This window comes from Brevibacillus humidisoli (assembly GCF_020923435.1).
Taxonomy (GTDB): domain Bacteria; phylum Bacillota; class Bacilli; order Brevibacillales; family Brevibacillaceae; genus Brevibacillus_E; species Brevibacillus_E humidisoli.
In genome coordinates this window covers 1,669,185-1,688,166 of record NZ_CP087263.1, presented here as the reverse complement: position 1 = coordinate 1,688,166, position 18,982 = coordinate 1,669,185, and the positions used below count along the sequence as shown (strand labels likewise).

General features: G+C 52.4%; 14 protein-coding genes. 3 read left to right on the top strand and 11 right to left on the bottom strand.

The annotated features are described in order from the left end of the window. Nucleotides 1–8: 8 nt before the first annotated feature. From LOK74_RS08415 to LOK74_RS08400, 4 genes are all read right to left on the bottom strand, one after another. Nucleotides 9–710 (bottom strand): YveK family protein, encoded by a 702-nt coding sequence (locus LOK74_RS08415; protein ID WP_230046192.1) that lies wholly within the window; start codon nucleotides 708–710, stop codon nucleotides 9–11. A 27-nt stretch (nucleotides 711–737) separates the two neighbouring features. Next, the gene (locus tag LOK74_RS08410) at nucleotides 738–1,514 is read right to left on the bottom strand and encodes a tyrosine-protein phosphatase (RefSeq protein WP_230046191.1); all 777 of its coding nucleotides are present in this window, start codon (nucleotides 1,512–1,514) and stop codon (nucleotides 738–740) included. Nucleotides 1,515–1,708: 194 nt separating this feature from the next. Beyond that, the gene (locus LOK74_RS08405) at nucleotides 1,709–2,872 is read right to left on the bottom strand and encodes a hypothetical protein (protein ID WP_230046190.1); all 1,164 of its coding nucleotides are present in this window, start codon (nucleotides 2,870–2,872) and stop codon (nucleotides 1,709–1,711) included. Nucleotides 2,873–3,237: 365 nt separating this feature from the next. Further along, entirely contained in the window at nucleotides 3,238–5,178 is a 1,941-nt protein-coding gene (locus tag LOK74_RS08400; protein ID WP_230046189.1) for an AMP-binding protein, read from the bottom strand. 453 nt (nucleotides 5,179–5,631) lie between these two features. Between LOK74_RS08400 and LOK74_RS08395 the strand changes: the two genes are divergently transcribed. Then, a complete protein-coding gene (locus tag LOK74_RS08395) occupies nucleotides 5,632–6,768 on the top strand; it encodes a zinc-dependent alcohol dehydrogenase (RefSeq protein WP_230046188.1) in 1,137 nt (378 codons plus the stop codon). A gap of 50 nt (nucleotides 6,769–6,818) precedes the next feature. Here the strand turns inward: LOK74_RS08395 and LOK74_RS08390 are convergent, their stop codons facing one another. Next, nucleotides 6,819–8,657 (bottom strand): ABC transporter substrate-binding protein, encoded by a 1,839-nt coding sequence (locus LOK74_RS08390; protein WP_230046187.1) that lies wholly within the window; start codon nucleotides 8,655–8,657, stop codon nucleotides 6,819–6,821. Between the two features lie 120 nt (nucleotides 8,658–8,777). Here LOK74_RS08390 and LOK74_RS08385 point away from each other — a divergent pair, with 120 nt between their 5' ends. Further along, entirely contained in the window at nucleotides 8,778–9,479 is a 702-nt protein-coding gene (locus LOK74_RS08385; protein WP_230046186.1) for an MFS transporter, read from the top strand. 734 nt (nucleotides 9,480–10,213) lie between these two features. Beyond that, entirely contained in the window at nucleotides 10,214–11,620 is a 1,407-nt protein-coding gene (locus LOK74_RS08380) for an MATE family efflux transporter (RefSeq protein ID WP_230046185.1), read from the top strand. A 345-nt stretch (nucleotides 11,621–11,965) separates the two neighbouring features. On the opposite strand, the gene LOK74_RS08375 is transcribed toward LOK74_RS08380, so the two are convergent. The 6 genes from LOK74_RS08375 to LOK74_RS08350 form a co-directional block, all read right to left on the bottom strand. Next, nucleotides 11,966–12,940, bottom strand: coding sequence for an agmatinase family protein (locus LOK74_RS08375; RefSeq protein WP_230046184.1), 975 nt, complete (start codon nucleotides 12,938–12,940; stop codon nucleotides 11,966–11,968). 33 nt (nucleotides 12,941–12,973) lie between these two features. Next, a complete protein-coding gene (locus LOK74_RS08370; RefSeq protein WP_230046183.1) occupies nucleotides 12,974–13,732 on the bottom strand; it encodes an amino acid ABC transporter ATP-binding protein in 759 nt (252 codons plus the stop codon). Continuing rightward, on the bottom strand, nucleotides 13,729–14,403 hold the full coding sequence (locus LOK74_RS08365) for an amino acid ABC transporter permease (RefSeq protein ID WP_230046182.1): 675 nt from the start codon (nucleotides 14,401–14,403) through the stop codon (nucleotides 13,729–13,731). The genes LOK74_RS08370 and LOK74_RS08365 overlap by 4 nt, the downstream gene beginning before the upstream one ends. A 57-nt stretch (nucleotides 14,404–14,460) precedes the next feature. Next, nucleotides 14,461–15,267 (bottom strand): transporter substrate-binding domain-containing protein, encoded by an 807-nt coding sequence (locus LOK74_RS08360; protein ID WP_230046181.1) that lies wholly within the window; start codon nucleotides 15,265–15,267, stop codon nucleotides 14,461–14,463. A gap of 240 nt (nucleotides 15,268–15,507) precedes the next feature. Next, entirely contained in the window at nucleotides 15,508–16,857 is a 1,350-nt protein-coding gene (locus LOK74_RS08355) for a sigma-54-dependent transcriptional regulator (RefSeq protein WP_230046180.1), read from the bottom strand. Further along, nucleotides 16,835–18,859 (bottom strand): transporter substrate-binding domain-containing protein, encoded by a 2,025-nt coding sequence (locus tag LOK74_RS08350; protein ID WP_230046179.1) that lies wholly within the window; start codon nucleotides 18,857–18,859, stop codon nucleotides 16,835–16,837. Before LOK74_RS08350 ends, LOK74_RS08355 begins: the two co-directional genes overlap by 23 nt. Nucleotides 18,860–18,982 lie beyond the last annotated feature (123 nt).

Here is an 18,982-nt window from a genome sequence, read left to right as displayed (position 1 = left end):
TGTCCTCCTCAGGTTTTCTTGACCTGGCGCTTACCTTTTCCCGTGTTCAGATGGTGATCGGCAATCACACCCAGGATCGGCAGTCCTAGCAATTGTTCCGCTTCTTCCTCGCTGCGGATCGTGTTGTTTATCAACTCCTGATAGAGAACAAACAGCGAAAACAGCACGATGCCAACGACCAGCGCCAGCGCCATGTTGAGCAATGGCCGCGGCCGTACTGGCTCGACAATCGCTTTTTCTCTGGCCGGATCGAGAATCGTTACATTGCCCACTTTCATAATCTGATGAATATTGTCCAAAAACGACTGGGCAAACGCGTTTGCGATCACCACCGCCTGCCCGTAATCGCGATCGCGAGCGCTTACGGTCACAATCAGCGATTGATCAGAAGAGTGGATACGCAGCTTTTCCAGCAGCTCCTCCGGGCTGATAGAAAGGCCGATACGTCGGATGACGTCTTCGGCGATCTGATTGCTTCTCATCACTTCTCCATATGTGGTCAGCAATTCGCGATTGGAAAGCAGTTGACTGTAATCGACCGATTCTATCGACTCTCCCTGCACGATCAGTTTGGTCGTCGCTTCGTACTCCGGCTCAATCAGATACAAGCTGATTAAACCAGTTGCGGCAACTGCCAATCCGCACCAAACAAGCATATATACCCAACGCTGCAGCAGCGCCTTCCACAATTGAGCAATGCTAAGGTCCACCCGGCTGTCCTCCTCCTCTCCCTACTGTCATCTCCGCGAGAAGAAAAACCATCGCTTCCCCCCGTGAGCAGTTGCTGTCAAAGCACGTAGCGGGATCTCTCCCTCAAGGACCATTTGTGCATTCTGCAAAAACAGCTCCGCCGTTTGGGGAAAAAGTCGCCAAACGCATTGGTAGGCTTCGCTCAGCACCGGTTGTCTGCCTGTGCAGTTGTGTCCGTCGCTCGCGACCAGGTGAACAAGCCCATGCTTGACCAATTCAACTGTTTTCTTCTGCAGTCTCTTGCCCATTGAACCAATCAGACTACCGGCCGTCACCTGGGTTACAACACCAAACTTGCTGATCCAACGCAGCAGCAAATCAGGATCGTTCTGAATGGCCAGACAGCGTTCCGGGTGGGCGATGATCGGTGTAATGCCGCGGTGCGCTAATTGGCTCAGCACATTTTCCGTATAGAGCGGCAGCTGCATCACTGGCAATTCCAGCAACAAGAATCGGCCGCCATCGCCGATCGTTAAAACGCGCTGTTGGTGCACGTTGTCCGCCAGGTCCGGGTGGATATGCACTTCTGCACCAGGATGGAGCCTGAGCCCTACGCCGTGCTGCTCCAACAACCGGGCAAAACGGTTGACAGCAGCCACAATCCTGGCTGGTTCGTTCTCATGCATGCCATCTTGGCTGTGAGGAGTGGCCACCATTTGGGTAATCCCGTCGGCGACCGCCTGTCGGGCCATCCGGATCGCTTCCTCGTCCGTCTGGGCACCATCGTCTAGTCCAGGCAGGATGTGGCTGTGCAGATCGATCACTCCTACCTTCACCTCCGTCTCGCTAAAAAGCCATTTCCCCTCGCTACTTGTACCACTATTCTATGGATGATCCGAAGCAGATAGAACGAGTCATCGTCCGTTCTCCCCACATAGAAATGGCGGACAATAACCTTCCTTTTCCAGATATTCTGGATCGTCCAAAAAAAAGAAGAGGCAGTTGCCTCTGCCTCTCCTCAAACGATTTCTTCCCCAGGATAGTCCTCGGAGCAGTAAAGCTGAATGTATTCCAGCATCTCTTTCTTCCACTCCTCATAGGATTGGTGCGCCTTCGCTTCCTTCCATTCGACAGCATCTTCAAACTGCGCGTTGTGCTGGTATGTGTCCTGCCAATGGTTCCATATCTGTTGCGCTTCTCGTTCTTGCCTTTCATTTTCCTTCATCGCTTTCTCTTCTTCTTCCTGCCGTTTTCTTTTTTTCGACAAGTTTTCAGCAGTCTGGGAAGTCGTCTGGCTGGTGTGTTGCTCTTTTTCTTGTTCCCCGCTCTGCAGAGGTTCTGCCAGCGTATAATTGTCTCCCTCTTTGATCGTCTTCACGTAGGCACCGAAGGGAAACGCCTTTGGATTTGACTGACGGATATTGGACACGGTTTGCTGGGCATTGGTGATGAAATCTTTCGGTGCTTTTTGATACCATAAATACTCCAGCCGGTTCTCGATACCGCCGTAGGTAATGTTTTTCTCTGAGGTTGCATTGCCGCCGTACTTGTTGAATTGCCCCAGCAATTCCTCCTGATGTTTTGGATCCTGATACCCCATTTTGTAATCGAGATCGGTAACCGTTCTTCGCTCCTCTTGCGATGGATAGTAATGCGGCTGAGGTGACTGGGTGTAGCCATCGACAAACGTTGCGTCGGAACGCCCCTGTCGCATGGTATCGGGGTTGGGCGTACCGTACGGTCTTTCAACATGGATGATCTTTAGTTCATACAAGCCCTTCAGACTTTGATGAATTTGGAACTTGTAACCGCTTTTCTGTCCTTCCCACAATTTGCCCTGCTCAATGTCCCGCTTCAGGTCTTTGTACAGGGCGTCCGCTCCAGGAACGCGTTCATCCTGCAGTATTTTGCAATATGTGAGCAGCTCGTTGTCTGACCAGCTAAAGATTTTGCTCACATTTTGCAGGCTCGGACAACGTTGAAGAAGCAGCTGCTTTTTCGACTGGATTGCACTGATCACACGACCATACAGCATCTTCACTTCCGTAATGTCGCGACAGTGTGTCGGAATCCAGGATGGATGGTAATCAGCCGTCATACGCTGCATCCGTCCTAGAGTTTGCTCCGGGATCGTACCCGTAGGCTGCCGTAAGAGTTGTGAGTAGCGCTCCAGCTCTTCCACAACCTCGTCGACATCCTGTGCCTCTTTTTCGATGTGTCAAACAACCTACCGGGAGCGTGGCTGGATTCGTACTGACTGCCGACTTTGCGGACTTGTCGCTGCACAACCAGTTCAGTAGGAACCGGGGAAGGTCCACTTGCCAACATCCGCTGCACGACTCTGTTGCCTGCCGTCTGCTGAAGCCACAAAATCCTCTCCCGCCAACCTGAAATGGCACCAGAGGAACGAAGGGCAGGTTCCCTTACTTGTGGTCTGGCAGGAACTTGCTGTTTGGAAAAAAGCTTATCGTAGGGTATGATCGATCCTCCCCGCAGCGTACCCTGAACGGATCGTGCGACAATTTTAATTTAGCATCGGGAAACAGCTCAACTGTTTCCGCTACGGCAGGGCAACATGTCCAAGGCCAGGGGATTCATCAAGCTGGACGTATCGCCCATGGGCAGCCCTAGGAAGCGCTGTTTAATCAGCCGCCGCATGATTTTTTGTGTTCGGGTCTTTGGCAAGTCTTGGACTAGGTGGATTTCAGACGGTTCGTACGGCTTGCCCAGCGAATCCGCCACATGCTTGCGCAGCCCGTCTGCAGCCACATCCGAACCCGGGACGACAACAGCAAATACGATCAACTCTTCTCCTTTGATCGAGTGCGGAACACCGATTACCGCTGACTCCAACACGCCCGGATACTGGTTTACCACGTCTTCAATCTCGCCAGGACCGGTTCGTCGTCCGGAGACCTTAATCACATCGTCGGCCCTGCCGAGATGATACCAGTACCCGTCCTCGTCTACCATCACCATGTCACCCTGCCACCACATCTGTTCCCCTAGAGAGAAGTAGCTGTCGAGGTAACGCTGCCGATCTTTCCAGAACCCTCGTGTCTGAGCAGGCTGGGGAACCGTAAAGACCAGGTACCCGGGTTGTCCCGCTGGCACCGGATTCCCTTGTTCGTCGACCACTTTGGCCGCGACAGCAGGTGTCTGTCCCAGGCAGGTAGGTTTCTGCGGCTGAACACAGACGGATGAAATGATCTCGGCGAACACCTCGGTTCCTCCGCTGCCGTTGATAATCGGTGCCCTTCCTTCCGCCCAGGAAAGGAACCAGAGCCAGGTCTCCTCATCGATTGGTTCCCCTGTATGACCTAGCATGCGCAAGCTGCTCAGATCAGCCTTCTGGCGAAACGGCTCTGCATATGTTTTCAGCAAGCGAAGCGCCGTGGCTGGAGCACCAAAGCTGGACACCCTGTATTTCTCCATGATGGAGTACAGCCGTCCGGGATGCGGGTGGACCGGGCTGCCCTCATAGATCAGGTAGGGGGCGGCCACTGCATGGGCGGAAAACAAGGGGAGCTGTCCCATCATCCAGCCAAAATCAGTTATCATAAACACCACGTCATCTGGCTTCGTATCATAGAGAAAGATGCCTACTTCGGCGGTCTTGACGGCAATCCCCCCATGCACGTGCACAATCCCCTTGGGGTTCCCGGTAGTTCCCGACGAGTAACTGGCCATGCAGATATCCTCTGCGTCCGTTTGCACAGCTGTAAAGCGATCGGAAGCAGACGAAATCAGACGGCTCCAACGATAATCCCGGCCTTCTAGATAGTCGGCGTCTCCCAGCCGCTCGGCGACGATGACAGCCTGCACACCAGGAACTGAAGCAACTGCCTTGTCCAGTACTTGCTTGAGTGGAACCGCCTGTCCGCCTCGGAGAAAACCGTCAGCCGTAACAACCGCTTTTGCCTCTACATCTGCCAGACGCAGGGCGACGGCATCAGGTCCAAAGCCGGAAAACAACGGTACTGCTACCGCACCTGCCTTGTAGATCCCATATAGGGCAATCACCGTCTCCGGAATCATCGGCATGTAGATCGCGACACGATCCCCTTTGACAATTCCCAGCTCTGTCAGCACGTTGGCAAAGCGGTTGGTCTCTTTTTGCAGATCGGCAAACGAGTATTGCTTGGAGGTGCCATCTTCCCCCTCCCACAACAGTGCCGTACGGGCAGATGTTTGCGGATCATCAGCCCATTTGTCCAGGAAGTTGTGCACGAGATTGATTTTGCCGTCGACAAACCACTTAGGCCAAGGCAGACCCTCCGTAAGATCCACAATTTGTGTGTAGGGCTGATAAAACTGGATTCCCGCAAACTGGACAAACGCGTCCCAAAACCAGTCGATATCCTGCTCAGAACGGGACAGCAGCGTCTGATAATCGGGGATGTTGTGCCGATCCATAAACTGCTGCAGATTGCTTTTCTGCATGATTTCTTCGGTCGGTTCCCAGGCGATCGGTCGGATACGTGACATAGTATACCTCCTACAGATACAGGATTGACGTATTGACTTAATTTTCGATCTTTTCGGCGCGCTTGTCAATCATTGTAAAAAACCTCTCCAGTGTGGACAGGTGAGCCCGCAGGATCCAGTTTGTTTGTTACCGTTCATCGTCATCTATATGTCGGGGTCTGCGGCATTTAGTTGACGAACCGTACCGGCAATACCGTGCCGCTTTGAGTTGGTTGCTCATGTAAGGGGGGATTGGTTGCAAGCGAGGGGGAACGATCAACATCCAAAGGATGGTAAGCTTGAAGCATGCGGCCAAACAGCCGATTCCCATACGTCTGTTGCAACTAGCTGTACATCGTTTCTGCTTGGGGAATCAGCCCAAAAGATTAATGCTGACAGGAACTATCGTATACATCCAGCAGCGAATGAGCAGGTTAGTAGAGGAACGGATAACCAGAAAAGGACGTGTCTGCTGTGAAAGCTGTCACCTTTCAGGGGATCAAGGATGTGCGGGTTGCGGATGTGCCGGACCCCACCCTGCAAGATCGGGAGGATATCCTGGTCAGAATTACGAGCACGGCGATTTGTGGATCGGATCTTCACCTGATTCACGGGATGGTTCCCAACCTGCCGGAAGGTTACGTGATCGGTCATGAACCGATGGGGATCGTGGAAGAGGTTGGCCCCGACGTGCACAGAGTAAAGAAAGGAGACCGCGTCATTATTCCCTTCACCATGGCATGCGGACGCTGCTACTACTGCCAGCATCAACTGGAGAGCCTCTGCGACAATTCCAATCCCCATGGAGAGTCAGGAGGATTTCTGGGATACAGCGATACGTATGGCGGATACGCTGGCGGACAGGCGGAAATGCTGCGGGTCCCCTTTGGCAACTTTACTCCATTTGTCGTGCCCCAAGACTGTGAGTTGGATGATGAGCATCTGCTGTTCCTCTCTGACATCGTGCCGACCGCTTATTGGGGGGTTGACAGTGCCGGTGTCAAAGAGGGGGATACGGTGATCGTGCTGGGATCAGGTCCCGTCGGGCTGCTGACGCAGAAGTTTGCCTGGCAAAAAGGAGCCAAACGGGTAATCGCGGTCGACTACATCTCCTATCGGCTTGACCATGCCAAACGGGTGAATGGGGTGGAAACGGTAGATTTTTCCCAGCACGAAAACACAGGTCGCTACCTAAAAGAGATAACCCAAGGCGGAGCCGACGTGGTGATCGATTGCGTCGGTCTCGACGGGAAAATGACCGCATTGGAACTGGTTGAAACCGCGTTGAAGCTGCAAGGGGGCGCACTGGGAGCGATAGTGATCGCCAGCCAATGCGTCCGCAAGGGGGGAACCATCCAATTGGTCGGCGTGTATGGAGCACGCTACAACGCCTTCCCGCTCGGTGATTTATTCGCACGAGGCATTACACTAAAGATGGGACAGGCACCCGTCATTCATTACATTCCGACCCTCTACGAGATGATTGTAAAAGGAGAATTTGATCCGACCGACATCATCACCCATCGGCTGCCGCTCTCTGAAGCAAGACAAGGGTATGAGCTCTTTGATACCAAAGATGACAACTGCATAAAAGTCGTACTTCGTCCATAAGCCTGCATGCGTGATATTCCATAAGCCTGTATGGCGATAGCGTTAAACGGTTATCCGCGGAGAAAGACCTGGCGGTAGTCAATCCAGCCGTACGCATTCAGCCGAATACCGTGCAGCTTGTGGTGAACCATCATCTCGATCCGATTGCTGTACAATGGCAGATAGATTCGTTCGTCAAGCAATCGATTGATGATGTGCCGACAGGTAACACTGCGCTCATGAACATCAGGTGTTGCGAGCAAACGGGAAGACAATTTGCCAAGCTCCTCTGCCATTGCAGCGGGCAGATGATAGCGGAGACTTCCAATTCCACTGTAGAGGAATTCCAGCAGGGATCGTTCTTCTCGTTCGTCCATATTGGCACTGTCCAGAACCAAGTCAGCTTGTTGCAGCAGGAACGGGTTGGCTAACTCAGCCGGACCTGCTGCAATCACTTCCAGTGAGATGCCGTATTCTTGGCAGCGTTGGACGATCCATTCCGCATCCTGCAGATGATCTGCTTCCGGATAGGTGTACAGATAAAGCGTTTCACCGTGATAGCCGCATTGCTCCAATAAGGAAGAGATGATCTGATCCTCTGCAACTGTCCTTTCTGGTTTAGATGGCTGACTGCTTGCAGGGAATATCGTCCATTCGGTTGTCTGCTCACGACTTCCACCTAGTTGGGCGATCAATTCCCGCCGGTCAAGGATCAGGTCAAGTGCAGTCCAAAATGCCTTGCGCTTCCCTATTCCCGGCTTGGCGGCGTTTATGCTCATGTATTGAAAACAGCTCTCACGCCTTTCTTTTCGCTTCCAGGGAGTGCTGTTGCTGTCCTCTGTCGGAACCTGTTCGATTGCAGGCGGCGCTAGATGGATAGTGGGCGGCTCGTCCTGCTGTTCCTGTGCCACTGCCAACTCAGGAACGAACCAGATCTCCACTCGATCAAGAAATGGACGTTGTCCAAAATAGGAATTAAACGCCTCCATGACCAGCATCGAATGATCGTTTCGCAACAACCGAAACGGTCCCGTACCAACGGGCATGCGTCCAAATCCCTCTCCTGCCTGTTCCACGTATTCACAGGGAATGATCGCAAGCGGCTCTTTACTCAGGAAATGCAAAAAAAGGTGATTCGGTCGATGCAGCTGGATCCGAATCGTCACATCGTCCACTGCCTCGATCTGCTTGATTTCTTCTACCAACCAATGATGGGGCGTCGCACTGCCCAACTGCTGCAAGCGAAGCAGGCTGCGCAGCACATCATGAGAATCACACACCCGTCCATGGTGAAACAATACCCCTTTGCACAGGTAAAACAGCCACTCCGTTGCGGATTCGTTCCGTTCCCAATGATGAGCAAGCTGGGGAACGATCTCTTCCTGCTCATGGTCAAAAGCAACTAGACAATCGAACACATGCCGAGACAAGTGACTTTCTGAACGCAGCAGCAGAAATGCAGGATCAATCTGCCATGACGTCATATCATCCTCGTAGCAGAGGCGCAGCGTGTCGCAGCGCCGCTTCCCCTGACTTTCCACATGTAGCCCAAACTGGCTCAGCATCCAGCGCTGAAAACGCTCTGCCAGCTTGGGATAGTCGACGGCTTGACGTGCGATCAGCCTGCGGGCCGTCTGAATCTCCCCTGTCAGCACCCATTCTCTGGCAACAGTGAACAACAGCTCATCTGCCGGAAAGAAGAAGGTGATACGCGAACGGTGACCTCTCCCTCGCCCAGGCTCCCAGGCCAGCCAGTGTCGGGTTTGCATTTTTTTAATGACCAGTTTGGCGTTGCGCTCTGTGCAGCACAAGATCTCTGCCACCTCGGCGAGCGATATCTCTACTGCTCTTCCTGTCCCAGGATTGCCGCAAGCACTCACCAATCGGAGATAGTCATCCAACAACTGCATCTGCCCCACTCCCACAAAAACCTGAAAGATATGTAGGAAACATTGTACCCTTTTTCTACTTCTTCCTCCACGTCTAAAATGAAAGCCAACTCTACCAAAGGAAGAAGGATAGGATAGCTGATGGGACGATTCCTGCCTATGCACGTGATCAAGCAGTATCCACCGGTCGTTTGGGTGGGTCTGCTTGGTGGTGCGATCATCGAACTTACCGCCGGAATGATCGCTCCGTTTCTCGTACTCTACCTGCATGACAAGCTAGGCGGATCTGTTGCGATGACCATGATCGTCATCGGACTGCAGCCGTTTAGCGAGATGATACTGTCGATCATCTCTGGGGAAGTGACGGATCGCTTCGGCAGAAAGCGAATCCTGGTGATCGCTCTGATCCTTCAGGCGGCTGCCATGTTGGGAATGAGCTTCGCCGAATCAGTAGCGGCTTTTGCCCTGCTTTACATCGTCAATGGCGCCGGCCGCTCACTGTATATCCCTGCAGAGCGCGCAATCGTGGCCGACACGGTGCCGCCTGAGCGGCAGGCGGAAGTGTTTGCACTGTTCAGTACGGCCGGTTCGGTTGGCGCTGCTATCGGTCCCTTGCTCGGACTATGGATCTATCGGGCAGACCCAGCCTTTGCTTTTGTCTGTTCCGCCTTGTTGCTCACTATGTACGCAGTTGCAATCAGATGGAAACTGCAGGAAAGCCTGCCCACTGTTGCGGCATGTGATACGATCAGCCATCATACACAGCCGCTCACGATGGTCTCGCTTCGTCCAATCATCACGATGATGCTGTTAACTCTTCCCATCAGCCTGTTTTACGCGTAGGCGGAGACCAACCTGCAGCTTCACTTGCGGGCGACCTTTGATGATCCCGTATCCCTTCTCTCATGGTTGGCGACCAGCAAAGCGATCCTCTCGATTCTCCTGGAGTACTGGTTAGTGCTGCGAACACGACACATCTCGGCCCACTTGCTGATCTGGATCTCGTATGTCTGCTTTGCAATCGTCTCCCTAGGTTACGCTTTTTCCAACAGCGTCTTCTTGCTGATATTCCTCCAGTTGGTATTGGTTTTTCGGGGAAAGCATTGGCCTTACGCAACTGTTGACAACGGTTTCGCTGCGAGCGCCAGCATCGCTGCGCGGTCGTTATTTTTCGCTCTACGGGCTGCACTGGGACATTTCCCGATCGTTTGGTCCTTATCTGGGGAGTATCGTAATGGTATCCTACGGCGGGGAATGGCTGTTTTCATGTTCCGCCGGCCTGCTGCTGTCAGGTGGGCTAGTGCAGTGCTGGCATCTGCGGAACGCGAACCGACCTGGTTTACACGCCAACAGGTAGTGGCTCATCTCATTCTCTTACCTTTTTTCGTTGGTAACGTTCTTCCTCGACGAACGAATTCTTTTTGAGGCGGCTTTGACTTGAAACCGTCGGTTAGAGCAAAGAAAGAGGATTGCGCTTGATATTTTATAGATGTATAGTTATAATGTCTATTATCAGATAGACTAAAATGAATATTGTTTATTTGTTGCGCTGGATAACAGACGAGGAGAAATGAAAAATGAAGCCCCTAGACGGTAGTAAACAAGGCTTTGATTCGCAGACGATGGAAGCGGACAACAAACCCGTATGGCGTTTGATGCTCACGTTTCTCGTCCCTCTGCTGCTCAGCAATGCTCTGCAATCAGTGGGACAGTTGGTTGGCATGATCGTGGTCGGTCGTTGGATCGGTGTCGATGCCTTGGCCGCCATTTCAGCCTTCTTTCCTTTGTTTTTTCTACTGATTTCGTTCACGATCGGGATCGGTTCCGGCAGTTCCATCTTGATCGGTCAGGCATATGGCGCACGTAATGAAGAACGATTAAAGGCAATCATCGGTACCACTCTCACCTTTACCTTTATCCTCGGATTGGTTCTGGCGATTATCGGCAGTCTTTTTGCCTGGGATATCTTGCGATGGTTAGGGACACCGGGCAATATTATTGACGTAAGCGTTCACTACGCACGAATCTTGTTTTGGTCGATGCCGGTTATGTTTTTGTATATTGCCTATACCACCTTTATCCGTGGGATTGGGGATTCCAAGACACCGTTTTACTTTCTGATTGTCAGCACGGCGCTCAATGTGGCTTTGCTTCCGGTGCTGATCTTTGGCTGGCTGGGGTTTCCAAGCCTCGGTATCTACGGGGCCGCATACGCATCGGTAGCTTCAGCGGTTACAACCTTTGTGATCATGCTGATCTATCTGAACAAAACAAAGCACGTTTTGCGATTTGATGCTTCTGTCCGCAAGCACCTGCGGATCGACAAGGGATTGTTGCAGTTGCTGCTGCGCCTCGGCATTCCTTCAAGCATCAACATGATCCTCGTATCACTCGCCGAAGTTGCCGTCATCTCATTCGTCAACTACTATGGATCCGATGCTACCGCAGCCTACGGTGCAGTGAATCAAGTAGTCAGTTATGTATCGATGCCTGCCATTAGTCTAAGTATTGCCGTCTCGATATTTGCCGCCCAGTCGATTGGGGCAAATCAGTTTGATCGGCTGAAGCAGGTGATACGGGCGGGCATCCTGCTCAACTATGCCATCGGTGGTGTGATCATCCTGCTTGTCTATCTGTTCTCGCAACAACTGCTCTCTTTGTTCCTGACCAGCAAGGAAACACTTGATATCGCCCACCGTTTGCTCATCATCACGCTCTGGAGTTATCTTGTGTTCGGCCATACTCTCGTCATTGCGGCTACGATGCGGGCGAGCGGGACTGTGCTGTGGCCAACGGTGTTCAGCATTCTCTCGATCTGGTGTGTCGAAGTTCCTGTTGCTTACGTACTCTCACACTACAGCAGCCTTGGCATACTGGGGATTTGGATCGGATATCCGGCCGCTTTCATCGTCAATCTCGCGCTGCAATATTCTTACTATCGTTTGTCGTGGAAGAAGAAACGAATCGTACGTCTCGTCGAATAATCGACCGATCAGAAAAGTAGAGGACAACACCAATCGTGACGAGCAAAAGGGCGCAAAACAATATCATGACCAGATTGATCAACAGCACCATCTTGCCCCCTATCAGCATCCTGCCTGTCACTTCGATTACGAATGGAACGCGATAAAGGTTGCATCTGCCTTTTACGTTCGATTGAGGGATAAAGGTACCGTGGTTCTGCTCATGAAACACCTGCGTACAGCACGTAAGAGCGGCAATTGGGGATAACAAAAAAACGGGGCATCCTCCAGATGATCGAAAAGTGATCAACAAATGGAGCGCCCCTTTTGTCTTATCAACTGCCGCCACGCGTTTCTAGTGTACGCTCATCCCCTCAACCGCCTGTAATATCCAGAAGCAAAGTGCAAGAATACATGCAGCGCAACACGGGATGTTGCGTCCCGCACATCCTTGGTCGGGTCGACGCAGACCATGTCCATGCCGATTACGTTTCGCAGGCATCCCAGTTGGTACGCGCTGTAAAACACGTCTTCGGCCGATAAACCAGCCGGTCCGATCGCCGGTACGCCCGGTACCAACGACTGATCCATCACATCGATGTCAAAGGTGGCATAGATCACATCACACTTGGATTCCAAAAAGTTGACCGCCCACTCTAGAACCTGCTTGATTCCTGTCTGCTGAACATGTTTGGCCGTAAACAACGTCATCCCCTGCTGCTCTGCGTACTGCCGGTACTCTTTTGAATTGGCAAAGCTTCTCAGCCCGATCGATACGATATCCTCGGCGCGGATGGTGTTGGTTTCGATCAGACTGCGGATGGGCGTCCCGTTGGAACGGCCGCCGTACTGCGTGTCACGCACATCGAGATGGGCATCAAACTGGATCAGCCCCACCCGCTGCTGGCGGCTGCGGTTGATCCCGCGAATCGCCGGGTACGTGATGGAGTGATCGCCTCCCACCAGTACGGGTAATCCAGCATAGCGAGAAGTCACTTCATGCAGCGCTTCCTCAATATTGTAGTGACACTGGGGAATATCCGTGATGTGCATCTTGATGTCCCCCAGATCGACAGCGGTCAGACCAGCCAAGTCGATATCTTCGTCCATATTATAGGTGGTAAAAGAAGTCCACAGCTGGCGGAACTGCTGCGGATGGCTGTGCGCCCCGGAAAAACTGATCGAACTTTTCGACAGCGGCACCCCGATCAGCAGCAGCTCTGGGTCCCCTTCCGAAAGCCCATCAGTCTGAATCCAGTCAGACAAACGGGTCACATAGGGATCTCCTTTGCCAGGTGCAAAACGAACCGGTGGTGCCGTAAGATAGGAAAACTCGCTCATCTACCGTTCCTCCCTAACTGTTAGTTCGAATGATCAATGGCTAAGAACCTTGCTTAGAAATAGACGGGTGCGCGGGTTGTCGGGACTGGAGAAAATCTTGTCCGGCGTTCCCTCTTCGATCAATCGACCATCGTCCATGACCACGACGCGATCAGCCACTTCCCGGGCGAAGCCCATCTCGTGTGTCACGACCACCATCGTCATCCCTTCACGGGCCAACTCCTTCATCACGCCAAGCACTTCACCGACCAGTTCCGGGTCGAGTGCGGAGGTCGGTTCATCAAAGAGCATCACTTTTGGCTTCATCGCTAGTGCCCGGGCAATCGCCACCCGCTGTTTCTGCCCGCCGGAGAGGTTGTCCGGATAGGCGTCCGCCTTGTCCGACAGGCCCACCTTGGCAAGAAGTTCGCGTGCCAGCGAAACCGCTTCCGGTCTAGCCATCCGACGTACCGTCATCGGGGCCATGATGATATTCTCGAGCACGCTCCGATGCGGGAACAGGTTGAAGTTTTGAAACACCATCCCTACCTCGGAACGTATCTGGTTTAGCTGATGCTCTGGCATTTCCTTTACTTTCTTCTCCGTTTTGATCAGGCCGATCGGTTTGCCTTCGATGGCGATCGCACCGTCCTGAATCTGTTCGAGGTAGTTCATGCAGCGCAGCAGCGTACTTTTGCCGGAACCGCTCGGGCCGATGATGACGACCACTTCCCCCTTTTCGACGGTTAACGAGACGTCTTTGAGCACATGCACATCACCGTAATGCTTGTTGATCCCCTCGACGCGAATCATCCTCTCGCCCCCCCTGCGCTCATTTTGCGTTCAAAGTAACCGATTACCTTGGAGATCGTGAAGTTGACCAGGAAATAGAGCAGGGCAATGCCCAGATAGATTTCGAAATAGCGGAAGTTGTTCGCGACGATCAGGTTCCCTGCCCGCATCAGTTCCGAAACGGTGATGACCGACAGCGGTGACGAGTTTTTGGTCAGCGCGATAAACTCGTTGCCAAGAGGAGGGAGCATCCGCCGGACTGCCTGCGGCAGAATCACTTTGCGCATCGTCTGCCAGTGACTCATCCCTAGTGAACGCCCCGCTTCCATCTGTCCCTTGTCAATCGATTGAATCGCACCGCGAACAATCTCGGAAACGTAGGAGCCGCTGTACATGCCAAGACCCAGCACCCCTGCCATCGAGGCACTCAGGTCAATCTGCATGCCGATCGCCAAGCCATAGTAGAGAATCATCAGCTGGACCAGCAGCGGGGTGCCCCGGAACCAAGCCAGATAACAAGAGGAAAGCGAAGAGAACAACCGGTTGGACGACATCCTCCCCAGTCCCACCACCAGCCCGATGCACGAGCTAAGAATCAGGGCCATAAAGGTCATGGAGACGGTAACCCACAGTCCGCTCATCAGTGCGGAGAAGTTCTCACCTTCGAACAGTACCAGGAAGTCAAGCTGCATGCGTCATCTCTCCCTTCTGCCGTGTTCCGGAAAAGAGGTGCCTTTTAGGCACCCTCTCTATGCTCCGAACCACTTCTCTACGATCTCCTGGTACTTTCCGTTCTCTTTCAGTGTCTGCAGCGCTTTGTTCACTGCTTCGGTAAATGCCTTGTTTTCTTTGCGGATGCCGTAGCCGTAATGTTCCTCCGTCAACTCTTCGTCCAGGACGGTCACGGTGCCATTGTTTTTGGCGTACACTTTTGCCGCCGGTCTGCCCGTTACGACCGCTTCGACACGACCGCTCTCCAATTCCAGGAACATCTCTACGTTTTTCTCTACTTCCACCCGTTCGACATCGGGATACTTCTCTTTCAGGAAGTTGACCGATTTGGTTCCGATTTGCACAGAGACCTTTTTCCCTTTCAAGTCTTCCATTCCCTTGATTGCGTCATTGTCTTTCTTGACCATGATGGCCAGACCACCCGGATAGTAGGTGTCAGAGAAATCAATCGTCTTCTTGCGTTCGTCCGTTATATACATGGCCGATGCGATCAGATCGAACTTTTTCCCCTGCAACCCGGGGATCAGTCCTTTAAACTCGGTGTCGACAAACTCTACTTTCTCTGCCCCCAGTTCTTCCGCCACTGCCCGAATCAGATCGATATCAAAACCGACGTATTCGTTTTTCTCATTCTTGAACTCAAACGGTTGGAACGTAGCATCGGTACCGACAACAAGCGTCTTAGTCTCCTTGATCTTGTTCAAGACCTCGTCTTCTGTCGATCCTCCCGATCCTCCTGTTGCCTGCTCCTGGCCACACGCTGCCAGTGAACCTGCCAGCAGGATGGAAAGAGCCGGCAGCCATACGCGTTTCCATTTTTTCATGATGCGAAAACCCCCTTAGAAGAATAATAGAGTAGATTACATTGCACAGAATCTTTCAAAAATCGTGCCAACGGGCAAAATAGCTTGGCAGAAGCTGATGAAAGGAGGGAGGGATACTGCTTTTCATCAACGAAATCAGGAGTGTTGCTTACCTTTTTATTCTTAGTGGCGTTACCGAATACGGCACTCTGCGAACATTAAAAAAGGCGGCAGAATCTGCCGCCCGGCGAAATCCGCCGCCTACTCGTCCTGATATTTTTTCAACTTGTCCCGCAAGGTCCGCTCGCCAATCCCGATCACCTGGGCCGTCCTGCGCCTGTTACCTTTGCAGGCGGACAGGTTGTGCATGATCACCTTTCGTTCCACTTCCTCCAGTGTTTCTCCGACATAGACGGGGATGAGCTGGTGACTGGAGAGAGATGGCTTGCCTTGAAGCTCGGGGGGCAGGTCACGCACCTGGATCACAGACGATGCGGTTAGCGCAATCGCTCGCTCAACGATGTTTTGCAGTTCTCTGACATTCCCCGGGAACGAGTAGTTTTCCAGTACCTGCAGGGCTTCCTGTGAAATGCCATCGATCGGCTTGCCCAACTCCTCGCCGATTTTTTGCAAAAAGTACTGAACCAGCAGCGGAATGTCTCCCTTTCGTTCCCGTAGGGTCGGCAGGTTGATCGGGATCACGTTTAAGCGGTAGTAGAGATCCTCGCGAAAGCGATTTGCCTTCACCTCTTTTAACAGATCCCGGTTGGTGGCGGCGATAATCCGCACATCTACCGGCTTCTCCTCCGTTCCGCCAAGCGGTACAACCGTCCGCTCCTGAATCACCCGCAGCAGTTTGCTCTGCACCGAAAGGTCCATCTCCCCGATCTCGTCGAGAAAAATCGTTCCACCATCGGCCAGTACGAACTGACCTGGTTTGCTCTGGTTCGCCCCGGTGAATGCTCCTTTTTCATAACCAAACAGCTCTGATTCCAGCAGGTTGTCTGGAATCGCTGCACAGTTGACAGCCTGGAAGCGTTTGCGCTGTCTTCGTCCCTGGTAGTGCAGGGCGCGTGCGACCAGTTCCTTGCCGGTCCCGCTCTCACCGGTGATCAGGACACTGGAATCGATATCTTTTACCTTGTCGATTAAGGAGAGTACCTGCTGCATCACCGTGCTCGTTCCAATCAGTCCGCAGCGATTGGTCATCTTGTCCAGTTCATCGCTCAGCCACTGTACTTTTGACTGCAAGTGGTAAAACTCCTCTGCCTTCAGCAGAAGCAGCTCCAACTCATCCATCATCAACGGCTTGGTTACATAGTAGAATGCTCCCTTCCGCATCGCGTCTACCGATGAGGGGATGCTGCCGTACGCAGTCATGATGATCACCACCGTATGCGGTGAGATGCGCTTGATTTCCTGCAAGATCTCCATGCCGTCATAGTCGCCGATCTTCAGATCCAGCAGTACAATCGGCACCTCCAGCCGCGCCAACAGCGAGAGTCCCTCCAATGGATCGGTAAATGTGTAGACGGTGTATTGTTCCTCAAGAGCAAACTCAAGCGAGTTGCAGATAGCCGGTTCATCATCAATAACGATTAAATGACGCATTTCGCTCCACCCCTTCTTCTGGTCTCGGCAGCTGGATGATCATGGTGGTGCCTTGATTCCGTTGGCTTTTCACATCGATAACGCCGTTGTTCTTTTTGATCAGCTGATAGCTGATCGATAGGCCAAGTCCGACACCATGCGGTTTGCTGGTGTGAAACGGTTCAAAAATGCGATCCAGTTCTTCATCAGGAATGCCGTAACCGTTATCCTCCACTTCCACCACGGTGATTTGCTCTTCATAGTAGGCACGTACCCGGAGAACGCCGCCTGACTCCATCGCGTCAATTGCGTTGATCACCAGATTGATCATCACCTGTTTGATCTGATGCGGATCGGCCAGGGCAAATACGCCTTCGGACAGCTCTGTTTCAACGACGAGCTGCTTTTCTTTGATACGCGGTTTGAGCAGTACCAGGACCGATTCTACCAGGCGTTCCACGGAAAAACGGGTCGGCTGAGAATGCTTTGGTTGGGCATATTCAAGCAGATCGCCAACCAGCGCATTGAGCCGCTGTATCTCCTTTGGCACCTGCTGGCCAAAGAATTCGCGAAACTTGGCATTGTCAAACTTTTTGGGCAACAGCTGCGTATAAGTGAGAATCGACATCAGGGGATTGCGAATCTCGTGGGCAATTCCCAGCATCAACTGTCCCAGGGAACGGAGACGGTCTTCTCGTTCGATCTTTTTTTCCATCTCTTTTTGTTCGGTCACATCCTGAAAGTTGATGATCGCCCCGGTAATCACCATCGATGTGCCATAGATGGGGTAGATGCTGTAACGAATCACCCTCTCCCGCTCACTCTGCCACTGAGGAGGTGACCAACGGCACTCCTGCTGTTGGTGCACGGTGCCGTCGCTTAGCGTGAGTGCGACCTCTCGGACGGGAATAAACTGGCTAAGTACCGTCTCCGTCAGATTGTGGCCGATGATCGGTTGATCCAGCAGCAGATAGTCAAGTGCTTTGCGGTTGTTCATCAAGATGTTCATCGCACGATCAAGCGTCACATATGAACTGTACGTGCTGTCCAGCAGCTGCTGCTGAAACTGCAGATTCTCCTGCAGCTGCCTCATTTTCTCCTGCAGTTGAACATTTATCGCAGAAATCTCGTTTGTACGCTTGGTTACTTCCCGCTTTAACTGGCGATTCCACCAGGCGACGCCGAGGAAGATCAGCAAGCTTGCTGCAAGGCCCAACTGCAGGTAAAACAAGACCCGCTGAAGCTTTACGGCAGATGGCATGATGTACTCGCCAAACCACTTCCGCTCTATTTTTTCATACGTGCCATTTCGCTTGATCTGCTCGATTCCCTGATTGATCATCGATAGCAGCTCACGATTGTGCGGCATGACCGCTACGCCGTAATCGGTCGGGTTGATTGGTTCTCCAACGATCTTGATCAACGACTGCTGATTTTTTCGCTGGATGAAGTATTGACCGGTGATTCTGTTTCCGACAAATGCGTCAACCTGCCCGTTTAGCAGCAGTTGGATCGCTTCTTCCTGACTTTCGGTTGCGACGAATTCCGTACGTTCCAGTTGGCTGAGCAGGTCGTTGGCGATATCCCCTTTTTGCAAGGCCACCCTCCGCCCTTCCAGATCACGGATATGGTGGATAAACATATTGTTTTTCAAAACAAATATGCCTTGCGAACTGATGAAGTACGGTTTGGAGAAATCGTAGGTTACATCACGACTGCGACTGTACTTCATTCCCTGAACGGCATCCACTATACCGTTCCTCAGCGCACTTAGCGCTTGATTCCATGACATCGGCACGTACTCAATCTTCAACCCTGTCTCAATCGACACAGCGTTTAAGACGTCAATGTTAAAACCGGTGTAACTGCCCGCCTCGCCGATGTATTCAAACGGCGGGAAGTTGTTGTCGCCGGCAATCCGGATCACCTGTTGGTTATCGGCACGGCTCACTTCTTTCGTCATCAAGAAGCATAGGATGATCGCAATACTGATAGACAAAACGCTTCGTGTTAGTCTCTCCACAGCTTGTCCCTCCCATTTGAAGCGTTTTTGCAAGAATCGCACCAATAGACCAAACCTCACTTTGGCGCTGGGGAACACAATATGTGACAGTTTTTAATAAATTCTAATCGATTCCGCATATAT